This window comes from Anatilimnocola aggregata, assembly GCF_007747655.1.
GTDB lineage: Bacteria > Planctomycetota > Planctomycetia > Pirellulales > Pirellulaceae > Anatilimnocola > Anatilimnocola aggregata.
The window spans coordinates 4,226,183-4,243,640 of record NZ_CP036274.1; the positions used below are offsets into that span (position 1 = coordinate 4,226,183).

At 57.9% G+C, this 17,458-nt stretch carries 10 protein-coding genes; 6 read left to right on the forward strand and 4 right to left on the reverse strand.

Going from position 1 to position 17,458, the window contains the following annotated elements; translation table 11 throughout:
* Window positions 1-683: 683 nt before the first annotated feature.
* Window positions 684-1,802, forward strand: coding sequence for an HD domain-containing protein (locus ETAA8_RS16030; RefSeq protein WP_238397781.1), 1,119 nt, complete (start codon window positions 684-686; stop codon window positions 1,800-1,802).
* A 99-nt stretch (window positions 1,803-1,901) separates the two neighbouring features.
* Here ETAA8_RS16030 and ETAA8_RS16035 read toward each other — a convergent pair whose 3' ends face one another.
* The 3 genes from ETAA8_RS16035 to ETAA8_RS16045 all read right to left on the reverse strand — a co-directional run bounded on the left by ETAA8_RS16035 (window position 1,902) and on the right by ETAA8_RS16045 (window position 6,784).
* Window positions 1,902-2,792, reverse strand: a complete 891-nt coding sequence (locus ETAA8_RS16035) for a WD40/YVTN/BNR-like repeat-containing protein (RefSeq protein ID WP_145090206.1) — start codon at window positions 2,790-2,792, stop codon at window positions 1,902-1,904.
* Between the two features lie 91 nt (window positions 2,793-2,883).
* Complete coding sequence (locus ETAA8_RS16040; protein ID WP_145090209.1) at window positions 2,884-4,335, reverse strand: DUF1552 domain-containing protein; 1,452 nt, start codon at window positions 4,333-4,335, stop codon at window positions 2,884-2,886.
* A 31-nt stretch (window positions 4,336-4,366) separates the two neighbouring features.
* Window positions 4,367-6,784 (reverse strand): DUF1592 domain-containing protein, encoded by a 2,418-nt coding sequence (locus ETAA8_RS16045; RefSeq protein WP_145090212.1) that lies wholly within the window; start codon window positions 6,782-6,784, stop codon window positions 4,367-4,369.
* A 117-nt stretch (window positions 6,785-6,901) separates the two neighbouring features.
* Here ETAA8_RS16045 and ETAA8_RS16050 point away from each other — a divergent pair, with 117 nt between their 5' ends.
* From ETAA8_RS16050 to carA, 4 genes are all read left to right on the forward strand, one after another.
* Window positions 6,902-7,141 (forward strand): hypothetical protein, encoded by a 240-nt coding sequence (locus tag ETAA8_RS16050; protein ID WP_145090215.1) that lies wholly within the window; start codon window positions 6,902-6,904, stop codon window positions 7,139-7,141.
* Window positions 7,142-7,170: 29 nt separating this feature from the next.
* Window positions 7,171-8,052 carry an SDR family oxidoreductase gene (locus ETAA8_RS16055; protein ID WP_202921868.1) on the forward strand — a complete coding sequence of 294 codons (882 nt, stop codon included), beginning with the start codon at window positions 7,171-7,173 and terminating at the stop codon, window positions 8,050-8,052.
* A 638-nt stretch (window positions 8,053-8,690) separates the two neighbouring features.
* Window positions 8,691-9,956: an aminotransferase class I/II-fold pyridoxal phosphate-dependent enzyme gene (locus tag ETAA8_RS16060; protein WP_145090220.1), complete on the forward strand. Its 1,266-nt coding sequence runs from the start codon at window positions 8,691-8,693 to the stop codon at window positions 9,954-9,956.
* Between the two features lie 418 nt (window positions 9,957-10,374).
* Window positions 10,375-11,523: a glutamine-hydrolyzing carbamoyl-phosphate synthase small subunit gene (carA, locus tag ETAA8_RS16065; RefSeq protein WP_145090223.1), complete on the forward strand. Its 1,149-nt coding sequence runs from the start codon at window positions 10,375-10,377 to the stop codon at window positions 11,521-11,523.
* Between the two features lie 194 nt (window positions 11,524-11,717).
* On the opposite strand, the gene ETAA8_RS16070 is transcribed toward carA, so the two are convergent.
* Window positions 11,718-12,365, reverse strand: a complete 648-nt coding sequence (locus tag ETAA8_RS16070) for a thioredoxin family protein (RefSeq protein WP_238397782.1) — start codon at window positions 12,363-12,365, stop codon at window positions 11,718-11,720.
* A gap of 213 nt (window positions 12,366-12,578) precedes the next feature.
* On the opposite strand from ETAA8_RS16070, the gene ETAA8_RS34690 reads away from it, so the two are divergent.
* Entirely contained in the window at window positions 12,579-17,456 is a 4,878-nt protein-coding gene (locus tag ETAA8_RS34690) for a hypothetical protein (protein WP_202921869.1), read from the forward strand.
* The last annotated feature ends 2 nt before the right edge of the window (window positions 17,457-17,458 follow it).

A 17,458-nucleotide genomic window follows, 5' to 3' on the forward strand; every position in this document is an offset into this window, starting at 1 on the left:
ATCAATCATTGGTCGAGGCAAGCAAACCGCTTGCTAAATAGAAGCTTACTGAACTCCCGTCGCGGCCCGGCCGATCGCGATGGGAGTTTTTTTGTTGGTGGCCCGCAAGTCGTCGAGAACCTATAACTCGTGAGACAATGTGTTTCGATGGATTCTGGAAAGAATTCTGCCAATGAACCCGTTTATTCCCGCACCGACAGCTTGGATCGAGTCGATCGGCCAATTGTGTTTGCCGCCTGCGGCGGACCAGCACCTGCAAAGATTAATGGACCGGAATACCGAGGGACAATTGACCCCAACAGAAGTCGCTGAACTTGCAGCACTCGCGGAGTTGAGCGAAAGTCTGTCTTTGGTGAGAGCGGAAGCCCTTCAGCTTCTCGGCCGCAAGCCGCAATGACTTCGCAGTCGGAGTTGGAAAAATTGGTTCAATGGCGCGCGGCAGATCGCTGCGAGTACTGACGGATGCACCAGCAGTTGCAAGGCGCGACTTTCCATATTGAGCATGTCGTTCCAAAGTCTCGCGGCGGACTCACGGAATAACAGGATGTGCATCAAACACTTATTTCGCTTATTCTGGTATGCCAACGAACCTTTCTGCCGCGATTCGCGTCTACAATTACGTCTACGTTACAATGGCCGTACTTTACTAAGTGCTGCTGCAGCCTCCACCAGAGCCGTCCGAAATGCGGCTCCTCATCATGCAACGCTCGAAGCTGCGAAGGCAAATCACCTTCGAAGCGGCTCGCCTCATGTACTCGCGGGAAGAATCGGAATATTTCCGCGCCAAGCAGAAGGCCGCTCACCGTCTTTGCCAAGGCTGGGTTAAACCCGCCGATTTGCCCAGTAATGCCGAAATTCGCGACGAAGTTCAAGCGCTGGCCCGCTTGCACGAGGGCGATCGCCGCACCGATAACCTGCGCGAGATGCGGATCGAAGCGCTGCGGATGATGCGGCTGCTCGCGCGGTTTCGCCCGCGCTTGATTGGCAGCGTGCTCACGGGGCATATTCGCGCGGGGTCCGATATCGACCTGCATTTATTCAGCGATAGCATCGAAGCGGTGTCGCACGTATTGGATGAACAAGGCCTCATCTACGACCTGGAGCGGAAACGCGTCCGCAAGCACGACGAAGAGCGGATCTTCACGCACATTCATGTGCAGGATCGCTTTCCGTTCGAACTCACGCTTTATCCGGCCGACAAAGCGCACTTCGTTTTCAAGAGTTCGATCACTGGGCAAGCCATCGAGCGGACCAGCATCGCGGAACTCGAGCAGTTCTTAGAGCGCGAGTATCCGGAGCTCGACGTAAACGAGGCTGTGCAGTCAGCTGCCGATCGTCCCGATCGGTTTCAGGTCTTTCAAAGCTTGCTGCTGCCGCTGGAGAACGTGAAGCAGAACTTGAAATATCATCCGGAGGGCGAAGCTCTCTATCACAGCTTGCAGGTGTTCGATCACATGCGCGACGAGCGGCCGTATGACGAAGAATTGCTGCTCGCCGCGCTGCTGCACGATGTGGGGAAGGCGATCGATCCACATAATCATGTGGTAGCCGGACTCGAAGCGCTCGATGGCTTCATCACGCAGCGGACGCGTTGGCTCATCGAGCATCACATGCTCGCGCAGCAAGCGCTGGATGGCACACTCGGCGCGCGAGCGCATCGGCGGCTGAAGGAATCGGAAGACTACGACGATCTGCTGACGCTAGCGCAGTGCGATCGTGCGGGGAGACAGCCAGGTGCTCAAGCACCGGAGTTGGACGAAGCGCTCGATTACATTCGTGAACTTGGCGCAACGTTTGGTTAAGCTGCGCCGGAGTATTCAATAGCGTGGGCTTTAGCCCACGTGAACTTGCCTGCGAGAAACGAGCCAGCGAGCGTTATCGAATGTGGGCTAAAGCCCACACTACGGGGTCTTCACGTCGAGGTGACCGAAGGCGAGCGCTTCGACATGATGTTCAGCCTGGAAGACGTCGGTCCAAGTGATGGCATCGGTCGAGTGGAGCAACCGGCCGCGCCAATTGGAACCGACGAATTGCTTTTCGCCGAAAACAGCAATCAGCGGGGCATTCGTATTGGGCTGGCGATCCCACTTCAGCCCGTCAGTTGAGTGATACGTGGCCCCCTGGCCGACCGCGACAAACCTCTCGCCGGTCCAGAGTACGCTGTTAATGTGCTCTCCTTCTTCGCCCGTTAGTCGCTCGGACCAAGTCACGCCGTCTGCGCTACTCATCCGCAGGCCGTGCAAGCCAACTCCAACGAACAGCCCGTTGCCGAAGGTGACATCAATGAGCGTATCGATGGCCTTCACCTTCTCGGTGTCGATCCATTCCTTGCCATCTTTCGAAGCTGCCCGCCGCCCGCGATCCCCCACGGCGACAAACCGCTCGTTGCCATAACAAACGCGGCGCAGCATGTTGCGGCCGGCAATCGGCGTGACGTCGCTCCACGTTTGCCCATCAGCGGAGGTCATCACAAATGGCTTCGAATCTCCCACGGAGCCCGGATCGCCACCCAGCCCAAGGAATTTGTCTTGGCCAAAACCGAGCCCGCGCAGGTAGCTGACGTATTTGGCATCGCGGGTGCCTGTTTGCCAGGTTGTGCCGTCGGCAGTCGAGGCATAAATGTTCGCGCCGCCGAAGGTGCCCACTGCAGCGAAGCGACCGTTGCCAAAACTGACCGCGCGATAGACCTCACCCTCTTTGCCGGTTTGGGCGTTGGACCAGGTTTTGCCATCGGTGGAAGTCATCCGCAATCCGCGGTGACCGACGGCGACGAAGAGGGGAGAGAGTGGCATGAGGCTTTGAGGGAGTGAAGGAATCCGCTGAGGCGCAGAGGGGACGGAGCGGAGAATTCTCTGCGCTGTCTGTGCCTCTGTGGTTTAACTCTTACACAAGCCCAGGCAGCCGACCGTTGAGATCGCCAGCAAACCGCGACGTATGACTATCGCCAAACTCCTCGGTGGGAATGCCGAACAGGTTCAGCATCTCCAAGTAAAGGTTTGACATCGGGGCCTTCTCGTACGCCAAATGCCGTCCCCCCTTCATCAAGCCACCTGCTTTGCCGGCTAGGACGACAGGGTAGTCATTGCGACCATGTCCGCCATCGGCCATGTACGATATGTACAGAAGCAGGCTGTTATCGAGCAGCGAGCTGCCACCTTCATCGATGGCTTGCAGCTTGGCGACGGTTTCCGCGAACAGCTGCGTGTACCAGGCATGAATCTGGCGACAGGCTTCGCGGGCGATGGGGTCGGCATCCGTCGGCCGGGAAGCATTGCCTTGATGTTCCAGCGTATGACAGTGCCGCTCGTAACCGACGGTGACCACGCCGGGGAACATGCAGTCGTCGTTACCGACCGCCACGCTGACGACGCGCGTCGTATCGGTTTGAAACGCGAGAACAAGCATGTCGGCCATCAGGCGAATATAGTCGGCATGACGGGCCGGGTCCTGATCGGTGGGGCGAGTAATTTCCCAAATCGGCGTGCCCAGTTTGGGCAACGCCTCGGGAAGCGTGAGCTTGGATGAGCCGGGAGTGGCCAGGTCGAGCAAATCTTGCCGCTGGCGCGCTTCGGTGAAAGCGATTCGTTTTTCAACCGAGCGGACCGATTCCAAATACTGATCCAGCTTCTGTTGATCGCCTTTGCCCAGCCCGCGCCGCAGATCATTCGCCTGGCTCAGGACCAAATCGAGCACGCCGCGGTCGAGAGAATCGTTCGTCGGCGGTTCGCTGTTGGCTGTGGCTCCGGCGGCCGCGCGACGTTGCCAGTTCGGCGCGACCGGCTGGCGGCCCCGAAACATGCGATCGAAGATCAGCCGGGGGTTGCCTTCGTAAGGAACGACCGAATCGCGCGAGCGGAAGGAGTAATTCTTTTCGCCGCCGTTTAAGCCGATCTCCAACGATGGAAGTAACGTCTCTTTGCCGATTGCCTGAGCCGCGGCCTGATCGACCGAGATGCCGGCGAAAAACTTGCCCCCTTCCTTCTTCACCGAGGTCGCGCCCGTCAGATGCAGCAGCGCGCAGTGCTCGTGAGCATTCAGGTTTTCGGAACGTCCCGAGTGAGACAACCCCGAAACAACCGTGATGTTGTCTTTGGCAAACTCGAGCGGCCGCAGAATCGACGGCAACTTGGCCAGTGGTCCCGCTTCGGCCGGCTTCCACGATTCCAAAACCGTGCCTCCGGTCACGCTGAAAATGCCGAGTCGCACGGGCGGTTTGGCAATCTCTTTGCCCGCGGCAACACGCGCTGGAAACAGCGACTCGAAAAAAGGCAGCGACAACAGGGCCCCGGCAGAGCGGAGCATGGTGCGGCGGGATAGCGGCTGGGGAGATTTCATAGGACAAGCTTGGTTGGTACGACGCGTGGCTCTATTGGCTTAAGTTCGTGCGGCGGTATTGGAAAGGATAACTCTTCACGATCTGGGTGACGAGAGAAGAAAAACGATAGTCGTCCACCTTTAATTGCCCGGCAATTTCGCGCACGGGGCAATCGTCGCAGTCTTCCAGTTCGCGACCGAGGGCATACGTTAACATTTGCTCGCTCAAATTGCGGGCGAATTCGTCCTTGCGCGCGAGGATGATCTGCTTCAAATCGGCCACGCCGTTGAGCTTCTCGCCGGTGGGCAATTCGCCCGAAACATCGAGCGGCTGATCGCCCAGCGAATCGCGCCAGCGACCGACCGCGTTGAAATTATCGAGCGCGAAGCCGAGGGGATCCATTTTGCGATGGCACGCTGCGCACGAAGCATCTTGGGCATGTTGTGCGAGCTTTTCGCGGAACGTCTCCGCTTCCTTCTTGTTTTTGCCGGTCTCTTCTTTGATCTGACTCACGTTAGCCGGCGGCGGTGGGGGCGGCGTACCGAAGATCACTTCGAGAATCCATTTGCCGCGCATCGTTGGGCTGGTTCGGGAAGTGTGTGAGGTCAGTGCGAGGATGCTTCCCATACCAAGCAGTCCGCCACGATGATCGCCGGGTTGCAGCGTGACGCGTTGCATTTCTTTGCCTGTGACCGCAGGCAGGCCGTAGTACTTCGCCAGTTCATCGTTGGCGAACGTGTAATCGGCAGCAAGCAAATCCAGCACGCTGCGGTCCTCGCGGCGGAGCGAATCGAAGAAAAGCGTCGTCTCTGCGAACATCGCTTGTCGCACGTTGGCATTGAACTCTGGAAAGAACTCGGTGCTCGGACGCGCGACGGGTAACTTGTGAATCTGCAGCCAATGCACCGCAAAGTTATCGGTGAGGGCCCGCGCGCGACGATCGCTGAGGAGTCGCTGCACTTGCTGTTCGAGCACCGTGCCCGTTCCGCGGCCGCGAACTTCGAACTCGGCAATGTTGCCGAACGAATTCTTCGGCGGCACATATCGGACATAACGCCGCTCGACGATTTCCGGCACGTCGTGACTCGTCCACCCGCGCGCAGGAGCCTTATCGACGGTGAGCAGTTCAACCACGTCGTCGCTGAAATCAGCTGTGCTAGAAGCTTGAAACTTGCCCCCTACCAGGCGCTGTTCGTGGGCGACGCGCCCGGCAAAACGCAATCGTTGAATAGGTTGTGGTTTGCCCAAGTCGAGGCCAACCCAATAGCTGTTGGCACTGGGGCCATCGAGTTGAGTGAGCAGGTCGTTGTCAAAGACTTTGTCTCGATTGTTGCCTTGATGCGATTCGGAACCGGGGGCGGAAATCGGTTTGCCGCTGAACTTGATCGGTTCGGTCGAAGGACCGGCGGCGGTTAAACGGCCGCGATCTGCTAAATCAAGCAGTTCGTCGTCCGGCATGCTCGACCAAAGGAAATACGACAATCTCGCAGCCAACTGATGATCGGTCACCGGCACGATTTCGCCGGGCTTGGCGTTTGCAATATCCTGCTCGATTCGAAACAGAAACTTCGGCGAGACGAGAATCGCCTTGAGCATGATGCGGATGGAGTCGCCGTAGCTCTTCTGCTGAGCGCTGGCGCGGTCGAACAGAATCAGCAAGCGATCGACATCGGTGGGCGTTGACTGACCGCGATAAGCGCGGCGAGTCAAACCAGTAATGAGCGCGCGAGCCGCTGTGCGCGGTTCCATGCCAGCCGGCGGCGCGACGACATAATCGGCAGCGCGCCAATCGCCGGGCTTGAGCGAAAAGAGTTGCTCGCGGCTGTTGCGAGCCTGGTCGCGAATCTGACCGGAAACCGATGAACGGAGTTCGGTTTCGAACAGGCGATCGAGTGCCTGGTCGGCAGCGGCGAAGTACTTTTCGAGCAAAGTTGGCGGCAGTTCGAGCGCGGTAGCCAGATTGCCGTAGCTGTTCCCCTCACTTGTGTCGTCGGTCATGCCAACAGCTGCACCTGCGTCGAACTCGAAGCCCAGCAGGTCGCGGATCGTGCGGTTGTATTCAGACATGGTCAAACGCCGCACGACAGCTGGTCCGGGGTCGCGATTCGCCGGGTCGTTGCAATCGACGTTGTCGACGGCCCGCTTGAGCCACGCGAGCAGTCGTTCCTTCTCGCCGGGCTTCAGTTGCGGCGCGTCGGCAGGGGGCATATCGCCCGCTTCAAGCTGCGCGATCGCCTTGCGCCACAGTTTGCGTTGGCGGGCAGCCGTTTTGTCGTCGGTGATGGTGGCGAAGTTGACGTTGCCGGACTTTTCACTGGCTCCGTGACATTTTTCGCAGCGGGTTTGCAGTAGCGGGCGAATGTCTTCTTGAAAACTAGATTCCTCGGCATGCGCTAGCGAGCAAGAAAGCAGGTTGCCTGTCAGGAATAAAGCAGCACTAGTGAGCCAAATTCGAACGCGGAGTGCCACGTGGCGGCCTCGGAGACTTTAGAATTCAAAACGGCAGTTCAAACAGCGGGTGGAAGTTCTAAGTATAACAACCAGCCGAGATTTCTGCAGTCTTTCGCAGCTGAAGGAGCCGATCACGTGACCGAACGGACGATGGAAGAGCGTGTGGCCACGCTCGAGCAAGTGGTCGCGACGCAAAGTGACATGCTGATCAAATTGGTGGAAATGATGAACCACTTAGGTCAGGAGACGGCCGGCTTGAGCGAACGTCTGCAGGCGGTGAGCGATTCGAACGCTCAACGGCTGGAGAAGATCGGCAATATGTTTCAATCGCTCGTGTCGCAAATGGGCGGTAAACCGGACGCGAGTTCAAATTAGCGATTCAAAATGGGGAAGGATGGACTGTTTTGGCGAAGTTGATTGTCGGCTGTGGTTATCTGGGCAAACGAGTCTTGCAACTGTGGCAAACTGCGGGGGAGAAGGTGTATGCCACGACGCGCTCAACAGAACGAGCCGCAGAATGGTCGCGGAATGGCGTCGTGCCCTTGGTGGCAGACATCACGCAGCCGATTGCGGCAGACGTTCCCAGCGATATCGATACGGTGCTGTTTGCCGTCGGCTTCGATGCCAAGGCAGGCCACTCAATTCACGAGGTGTATGTTGATGGTCTAGCGCGAGTGATCGATTGGCTCCCCGCTTCGATTCGTCGCTTCATTTACATCAGTTCGACCGGTGTCTACGGTTCGTTCGCCGGCGAATGGATCGACGAAGAGTCCCCCTGCGAACCACTGCGCGAGGGGGGCAAAGCTTGCCTGGCTGCCGAGCAGCGGTTGGCAGCGTCGAAGTTCGCCGCGCAAAGTGTCGCGCTACGGCTGGCGGGCATTTACGGTCCCGATCGAATTCCGCGAGCGAAGGATCTGCTCGCGGGGCAAATGATTGACGCGGCACCGGGCGGCTATCTGAATTTGATTCATGTAATGGATGCCGCGCGGATCGTACTCCTGGCGGAACAGCGGCCGACTTCGTCTCGGCTGCTGGTAGCCGATGGCCATCCGGTGATTCGGGGAGAGTATTACGCCGAACTGGCGCGGTTGCTGCAAGCGCCGCCACCAAATTTTGTTCAGTCGCCGGGCGAGTCAGCCGTGGCAAAACGTGGCTCCGCTGATAAGCGCGTGAATAACAGTCGACTGATGAAAGAACTTGCGCCGCAGTTTCAATTTCCCGATTACCGCGCCGGGCTGGCGGATGCTGTTGAGCACTGGAAACAAAGCGACGCCGCGAACCTTTGAGCCGAAAAGCTGTACTTGGGAGTGTGGCGAAATTGCGTCAACAGCGTCGTTTCTTCAACCGAAGTTTGACCAGACGTGTCACGCGGCTGTGATTCAATCGGTGGGGTTCGATGGCTGGGTGGTGCCTGATGAATTGCCTACCTGGCAATGATGAGCCCCCTTGTTGGGGACTGTTCAGCCCGGACTGTGAACAGGGGATTTCGGTCGCGTGCATATTTCGAAATGATGCTGTAAGTTGTTCACAAAAAAGCATTTGCGGTGTGATCGCGACGCGAACGAGTTGCGGAACGTTCGCTATTCGCGAACTGTTCAAAGTGCGGTGAGAGAGCCGAGTGCGGCGATTGAAATAGCAAGGAATGGCGTGGAGTGATCCCTGTCGCTGTGCGAATTGGTGGCTGACAGCTGCACAGATTTTACCTGTTCAACACCTGCTCGGCAGAGCTGATGCTATTTCGGTGCGAGCCAGTTGGTCAGTTTGTCGCTCTCGTCGTACGCATTTGCGCCCTGGCAATCGAAGGTGACTTTAACGATTAAAGAGCGCCAGATTGCCCATATCGCAGATTACACCCGATGAGTATTCTAAACATTACAAAGCCTGCAACTTTGTAAGCGTCAGTGCTCCTTGCTGAGACTTTTCTATGACTGCTCCATCGACTCCTTTCAAAATTCAATTGGCCGATCGCCTCGTTAAGTTGCCGCCGTATGTGCTGGCACGGGTGAACGCCCTCCGCGATGCCAAACGGCAAGCTGGGCAAGATGTGATCGACCTGGGAATGGGCAACCCCAGCGAACCGCCGCAAGACATCGTCATCAACAAGCTGAACGAGGCTGCGCGCGACCCGAATAACCACGGCTACAGCAAGGCCACGGGTATTCTCAATTTGAAGCGAGAAGTCTCGGCCAAGTATTTTAAGAAGTTCGGCGTGCGGCTGGATCCTGAGAGCGAAGTCTGCGTGACGATCGGCTCGAAGGAAGGCTTTAGCCACATGCTGCTGGCGACCGTTGGTCCCGGCGACAACGTGATTATTCCCGCACCGTTTTTCCCTGCGCACAAGTATGCCGTCGCCATGGCCGGCGCTAGCGTGATTTCGCTGGAAGTTTCCAATCACGAGCGGTTCCTCTCCAATATCGCCTTCACGTGCGAGCATTTATCGCCCGTGCCCAAACTGGTGGTGTTTAACTATCCTCACAATCCGTCGAGCGTCACGGTCGAGCCCGAATTCTGGGTCGAAGTGGTTAAGCTGGCGAAGCGCTATGGCTTTATGGTGATCAGCGATTTCGCCTACGCAGATGTCGCCTTCGATGGCTATCAGCCCCCGAGCTTTCTGGCGGCTCCAGGTGCGAAGGAGGTGGGCGTCGAGTTCACCACCATGAGCAAGGGATACAACATGGCCGGCTGGCGAGTCGGCTTTTGCTGTGGCAATCCGGAAATGGTGAAGGCCCTGGGAGTTATCAAAGGGTATTACGACTACGGCCTGTTCCAGGCGATTCAAATTGCCGCGATCGTGGCGCTGCGGCACACCGATGCAGCCGTTGAGTCGCAATCGCGCTTGTATCAGGCCCGTCGCGATTTGCTGCTGGATGGCCTGCGCAAGCAAGGCTGGCAAGTTCCCACGCCGCGAGCTGGCATGTTTGTTTGGGGTAAATACCCCGAACCGTGGGCGAGCCAGATGAACTCGGTCGAATTCGCGATGTACATGCTCGAGCATGCAAACGTCGCGCTCAGCCCGGGTACGGGTTTTGGAGCTGCTGGCGAAGGTCATTGCCGGATGGCACTCGTCGAAAACGAGAATCGCCTGAAGCAGGCGCTGCGGCAGATGGCCCGTTGCCTGGAACGGGACACCCGCCCGCCATTGGCCGAAAAACCAGCGAATGGCGTCCCTAAAGCGGCCATTGCCACTTAGGGGTAGTTGCGACTGGACGTGAACGACGGTTACTCGGTGCTGATGCCTCGCACCACCGAATCGCGCTGGCTCCTTCTCTGAATGCCAGCAGAGCGGTAAAATTCTTACCGCCGCCCAAGTTTGGCCGAACTGGCTGAAAATCCGTGCGAAGATTTGCCGCTGAGGCAATCTGTGCGGGTGGTGAAGCTACCCAAAGTCGCACACAGTTCGTTCGGCGCAAAAAAAATGGAAGGGCTTCTGTTCGCCGCAACAGAAACCCTTCCGGGAGGCTGTTCGGGCACTGCTCGCGCAGCGACCGAAGACCCACAGCCATTGATTCCGTATCGGGACTTCGCTTCACAAGACTTTAAGCCGCTCGGCTGTCGCGAGACATTCGGGCAGAATCAACGCAGCACATTCAGAGAAGGTTGACTCACGCATGTCGCAACCGGCAAAGCTTGCCTTGGAAGATGGCACGGTTTTCACTGGCGTCGCGTTTGGCGCGATCGGCGAGATCGACGGCGAGGTTTGCTTCAACACCTCGATGACCGGTTATCAGGAGATTTTGACCGATCCCAGCTACCGCGGGCAGATCGTGACGATGACCTACACCGAAATTGGCAACTACGGTGTGAATCGCGAGGATCTGGAAAGTGGGAAACCCCACCTGGCTGGTTTTGTCGTGAAAGAATTTGCCGAGAAGCCGAGCAATTTTCGCGCAGAAGAATCGCTCGACTCCTATCTGAAGAAACACAACATCGTCGGACTCGCTGGCATCGACACGCGGGCGCTCGTCCGCCGCTTGCGCAATCGCGGTGCAATGAAGGGCGTCATCAGCAGTGTCGACTTGAACGACGAGAGCCTGGTACAGAAGGCGAAGACCAGCCCTGGTCTCGTCGGGCGCGATCTCGTTCGCGAAGTGCTCCCCACACAGCCACGTGATTGGAATGAGAAACTGAGCAGTTGGGCTAAGTTGCCCATTGAGCCCAATCCAGCTTTCGACGATCAACGGTTTCACGTTATCGCGCTCGACTATGGCATGAAGTGGAACATTGCCCGCCATCTAACCGACGAAGGCTGCAAGGTCACCATCCTGCCGGGCACGTCGACGGCTGAAGAAGTGCTGGCAAGAAATCCCGATGGCGTCTTCTTGTCGAATGGCCCCGGCGACCCCGAACCATTGCACTACGCGCAGGATTGCATTCGCGGCGTACTGGGCAAAGTGCCGGTCTTTGGTATTTGCTTAGGGCATCAGCTGCTGGGGCTCGCCTGCGGCGCGAAGACATTTAAGCTCAAGTTTGGTCATCGCGGCGCGAATCAACCCGTGCAGAACCTCGATACCAGCAAGATCGAAATTACGTCGCAAAATCACGGCTTTGCGGTCGAGGAAGAATCGCTGCCGACGTGCCTTGAGATCACGCACCGCAACTTGAACGACAACACCGTCGCCGGCCTGCGACACAAAGAAGTCCCCGCCTTCAGCGTACAGTACCACCCCGAGTCGTCTGCCGGCCCACACGACAGCCGCTATCTATTCCGCCAATTCCGCGAATTAATGGCTGCGGCCAAGGGCGTGAGTGCGAGCTAATTTGGGTGCCTCTGGCATTTTGCCAGTGCTTGGCCAGCTCGGATACGTAAGCCGATCGCGGAATGCTGGCCAATCGACCTTCTACCTGAACGCTGCCCTTTGCAAAAAGGCAAGCACTCTGCTTTCCCTGTTAAGCAACCACGCAACTGCCAATCAGCACTGGCAGAATGCCATTGGCACACCAGAATAGACTCTTACTCTGTCTTCTTCCGGCGGTCGCGTTGATAGCGCACCGTGCAGCCAATCGGCACAGTCTCAGTCACTTCGGGAGCTTTGCCGGCGAGTGCGGCACCGACCGCTTCGTGGATGTAGTTACGCTGGGCCTTGGCTTCGTCCGGGTTATCGTCGAGCGCCCCCATGTAGACGATTTTGCGATCCTTGTTCAGGACGAAGAACTCGGGCGTGCGTGTGGCCCCAAAGGCCTTGGCGGTTGACTGGGCGTCGTCATCGTGGACGTAGGCAAACTGAAAGCTCTTTTCCTTGATTTTCTCGGCCATCTTTTCCAGCGAATCCCCTTCGACCTTGTTGGGATTGATGGCAACAATCGCACACTTGCCGTTGGCGGCGAGTTTCTTGTGCAGGGCATTCATCCGATCTTCGACGGCCACCGCGTACTCGCACGTATTGCAGAGAAAGGCCACGATGATGACGTCTTTGTCTTTAAGATCAGCCTGCGAGTGAGTCTTGCCTGAAGGATCTTTCAAGTCCGTCCAGCCTGGGGCGGCATCGCCAATGCTTAAAGTCTTGTTGTATTTTCCCGCCTGGGCAATTGAAATGGCCATCGCGAGCGCGAGGCTGAGGGCCGCGAGTGGGAACACTCGATAGCAAGATTGTTGAAACATTTTTGTCCCCTAAACGCCGTACAGAGTGGTCTGATAAGCGAATTCTAATGACCGGGCTTCGTCGGCTCAACGCGAGCGCGGCATCAACCGAGGCAGATGCAAGTTTAGCATAGACCACGCGATGTTCGCGGTTCGCTTGCTCATCGACCGGAAGAGCGGTATACCTGCGGCTACGGATTTCGAGCGAGATTGGGCAAGCAAAGGACCGGAGTCATGGCAGCCACGGCAGGTTCGGCAGCGGGCAAACGCTCGTGGCAAGGCACTCAGCGGCCGTCGTTCGACGCCAACGCCCGGCACATGTGGCGCTGGCTGTTGTCGCTTTTGGCAATCACACTGGTCGCCGCCGCGATTTGGTATCTCATAAACGCCTTTGACATTCCTCCCAAGACGCTGCTGATCTCGGTCACCGCCGACCGCGAAGAACTCGGCACCGTCCCACCCGTTCCCATGCTGGAACGAGACGAACAGGCACTCAAGGACTGGGCGCAGGCGACCGAAGTGCCGGTTCATTTTGCCAAGCTCAAAGGGCTGCGTCCTGTCGACGAGTTCTGCCGTAAACTCGGGTCGGACGAAGAACAGCCCCGCTTTGAAACGGTTACTGCCGACGGCACCTTGCGCCCCAGCAATAAATCGCTGCGCAAGCAGGATACGCTGATTATCTATATTCGCGCCCACGGCCTCGCGATGATTGAAGGGAAGGATCCCCAAGCCAAGCCGACGCCCTTTCTGGTCACTTCGTTCCAAGGGCTCGCGAACATTTCGCAAAGCAATTCGATCTCAGTAAACGAACTGTTCGCCAACCTCGCCAAGCTGGCGGACGTGAAAAAGCTGGTGATTATCGACGCGGTGCATTTCAATTACGATCCGCGGATTGGCCAACTGGTGAATCAGTTTCCCTCGGCAGTAGCGCAGGCCTTTCCGGTGAATGCGAAAAACCTGTGGGTGATCCTGCCCGGCGAAACAGGTGAACTTTCCGTCGTCGCGCCGCAGCAGCAGCAAACGCTATTCAGCACCGCCCTCTTCAGCGGCCTAAGGGCGGAAGATACGAAAACGGCGCGGACTTCGCTGCCGAAACTGGTCGAGCAGATTCGCGATCGTTACGCCCTCGCGCGCAGTGACGAAGCGGACCTCAGTTTCTGGCAGAAGTTGCAAATGTTGCCGACGGCGGAAGTCGCCAGCCAGGGTAAGCTGCCCGACCCCACCGGGACCGCGATCATTTTCCCAACCATTCCCGCGCCAAAGAAAGGGAAAGGCGAACCAGCACCCGAAGCCAAAGAACCGGCGGAAAAGAAAACTGCCGCAGGCTCGAAACTTCGCCTGCCGTTAGGCGTCGGCTTGAATGGACAACTCGCGCTGGCCCTTCAACAGCCAAGCGATGCGCCAGCGTCACCGGCCGACGATCCAGCGAAGCCTGCCAGCGAAGCGCCGCAAGCAACTGCTGATCCGACCGCTCCAGCTGCCGCGCCAATGCCCCCTGTCGTAGCGCCACCGGTCGCGCCATCTCCAGCACCACCAGCCGCGGCACCTGCGCCGAGTCCCGCCGATGAGAAACCGCGACATTCGCCGTTCTTGAGCGAGTTCACGCAGCAGTTGGCGGAAGCCTGGATGTTGCGAGATGAACTCGAAAACTGGGAGTCGACCTTTGGTCGGCAAGGCTGGTCGCCGGTGCATTTCGCCCCGCATCACTGGCGCAAGTTGAATGCCTTTTTGATTTCCTACGAAGAACGCTGTCGCGCGGGGGCCGTGAACGACAATCGCCAGTTGCTGCTCGACCTGCAGCAGTTGATCGACGGCATGCGTTATCTCAAGCGACTGTTGCAGCAGGAAGTGGAGCCGAGCAATCAAGGGACCGGCGTCGTTCAGGATTTATCGGACGCGTGGTATCGGCTGCGGAGCAATGGCAGCGTCGGGCCTTCGAAAGCCTGGCTCTCGTTCCAGGCTGCGGAGAAGAATTCGCTGCACGATGCGAACCGGGCGCTCAAGATTTATGCAGACACGGCGTACCGCTTTCCGGAGTATGTGCGTCTGCAAGGGATAATGCTCAGTGCCGCCGACGTCAAATTGGCAATCGGCACCGAGCTAGAAAACTGCGAACTTCAACTCAAGGAAATGCGGGCTTCGTTCGAGCGGCAGAGCGAAGATCATCAGATGCGGCCGAATATCGCCCGCGATCTACTCGCGCAAGCAGCGGAAGTTCAGCGGGCACGCCAGGCACTCGATAACAAACTCAGCCGTTTTGGCCAGTCACTGACTTCGAACCGCAGTGTCGCACTCCCTGGTCGCGCGCAGGCGATTGGCCTGCTGCTGGAGTCCCCGTTAATTGCAGCGGCCGACCGAGCCACGTTGTTAGATCGCGTGTTGCCGCTGCTTGATCCGCCGGCTTCACCGGCCACCTCGTTGCGGCCGGTTGCCAGCAGCGGCAGTGGCGAATTGATTTGGGATCATCTGTTCGATCAGGTTGGCAGCGAAGTGCGAGTCATTAAGCTCCTCACAGCTCAGGACCGTCCTGCCAGTCGGCCGGATGAATCGCTCATCGGCTCGGCCAAGTACTGTCTCGGACGTTTGAACGAACTCACGGGGACTGGTGCTCAGCCGCATTCGACGGCCAGTGCGCTGGGCTACGAGTTCCGCGAGTTCTATAGCCAGTTGCCGCCACGAATCATGGATCGCAACCGGTCGCTGACCAATTCATCGCAGGGCATTACTCGCCGTCAACTGCTTGACTTGTATCACTGGCTGTTGCTCGTAGACGGGCGCGATGCTTATCGTTTGCGCGGCCTCCCCGTCTTTTTGACGCAGCCTTTCTTACCGGAGCCAATGCCCGACAGCGTGAAGATCACCGTCACGCCGAATCCCGTGCAATTGACCGACAAGGAACAGCCCGTGCAGGTGACGATCGATGTGTCGACCGATCAGGTCGACATCGAGAACCTCAACGTTCAGCTGTTTCTGGAACCGGGGAGCGGCATCGATGTGATCGATCGCGAACGGCCGGATGCTTCGACCGCGATGAGCAACGTGCATGTCGGCAGCAGCAAGCGTTGGACGCATATCTTCCATTTGAAGAGCCAGCGTCCCGGTCAAGGGGAAGCAGTCAACCTTGCTGCCCGCGTCAAGTTCCATGAAGTGAGCGCGTCGCAAGATGTCTCTTGCTTGTTGCCGCGGCCGAACCTGGTCGATCTCAAGGTTATCGCCGCGCATCGCTACGACGAAAGCAAGCCCAGCTACGGCGCTGAAGAGTCCCTCTCGCAAGGCTCTGTAATGCGGCTGTATCCCAATCGAGATAGCTCGTTCAAGTTGATGCTGCAGAATTATGCCAGTGACGATAAGAAGGTCCGTGTGCAGCTGATTCGTGTGCCGCGGCAAACATTCGTGCCCGATGTGAACCGTCCGCAACCGTGGAGCCCCTATTTGTTCGGCGAAGGTCGGGCGCTAATTTCTGAATTGCAAGATCTCGATGCTCAGTTGGCGAAGATGCAGACATTGCCTGCCTTTCTTGCTGAGCAGGTTGTCGCTGCTTCACCCGAGAAGACGCCAATCGTTCTGCCGTCGGCCAATTCGCCCCTGGTGCCGGTCACGCTGGAGTTAAAGAATGGCGCACCTGTGAATCCGGCCAATCCCGCTGCAACTCCGCCACCCGTCGATGTCACCACGGGCCTGCTGTGTGTGATTACGAACGTCGAAAAACCGAGCGAGCGGTTCATTAAGTGGCTCGACCTGGTGCCGTATGCTCCGCACGAACTATTCGAGCTGCGCGAGAAAGACATCAGCTTCGTCGATGGCATGCTCAGCTTTAAGGTGACGTTGTTTGCGGCGGATGCCGCGGCTGGAATGCGGCTCGATCAGCCCCTGAAGGTGATTTGGGATCGAACCGGCACTGGCCTCGGCAAGCCGGATTACATGGAATCGATCATTAACCCGCAAACCTTGTCGGCGACCTTCAAGGCCGAGATTCCCGAGGCCATTCGGCAGGATGTGGTGCTGCGGCTGAATATCGACGACTATCCGCGGGCGTTCGTCTACGGCTTGCAACTCGATAACAAGATTCAGGTCATCAGTCCGCGGAATCTCAAACGCGATCAACTGAGCGGGTTGCATCTCAGCCGGCTGACGCACGACAAGACAATGTTCCTGATTCAATCGCAAGATGCGGTCTACACGCCTGCCGTGGTGCCCGAGACGGTGCCGCCCGATTTGGTGTTGAAGTACTTGCGGCGCGAAGAGCGCAGCATCGCCGGCATTCGCCTCGATACGCCCGGCAATCGACAGAAGATGACCGCCGACCTGCAAGCGGACGTTCACTCTTCGTTTTTCACCGACGGAGGTTGGATCGAACTGGGTTATGAGGGAGCTGAGCCCAAGTATCGCTTTTTGCAAGATCGCGATATCAAGGTCACACTCGAAGGTTTGCTAACCGATGGCGGGCTGACCTTCCACACCACGGTCGATGACTTCCGCGGGCTCGATGTTGCGACCGATGCTTCGCCGCCGGATGACACGCGCACGCGTCTGAAGGCCAGTCTCAAAGGTGGCAAGCTGGACCTCTCTAGCGATGCTGCCAATCACGTGCAGACGGTAGTCTTCGATCGCAAGGCACCGCTCTTTGAGGTGGAGGCGCTGCTGGTTAAGAACCGCATCCAGATCGACTACACGCGCCGCACCGACCTGATCGAAGTGCTTGGGCGCGTGACGGACGGCCAAGGCGTGGGGATTCAAACGGTGAAAGTGACCATGAGTCGTGAGCCTGACGGCAAGGTTGTCCCAGAAGGTATAAAGCCGGTGGTCTTAGAAACGATGCTCGCCCCTGACGGCACCTTTCGCGCGACTCGCGTAGTTCCCACGGGTCTGCCGCCAGGTACGACGCGCTTCAATATCGATGTGCAACCAATTGATCTCGTCAGTCGCGAAGGAACGCCGCAGACTTTGCAGCTGGAAATCGTCACCCCGGCACCACGAGTCAACATTACTGACCGGCCGTCATTCACGCCGGAAGTAAAGAAAAAGGCCGACGAAGAAGCGACCAAAAAGAAGGTCGACGATTTCAAAAAGAACTTCCCCGGCGCGACGCCGCCACCACCCGGTGCCCCGTAATC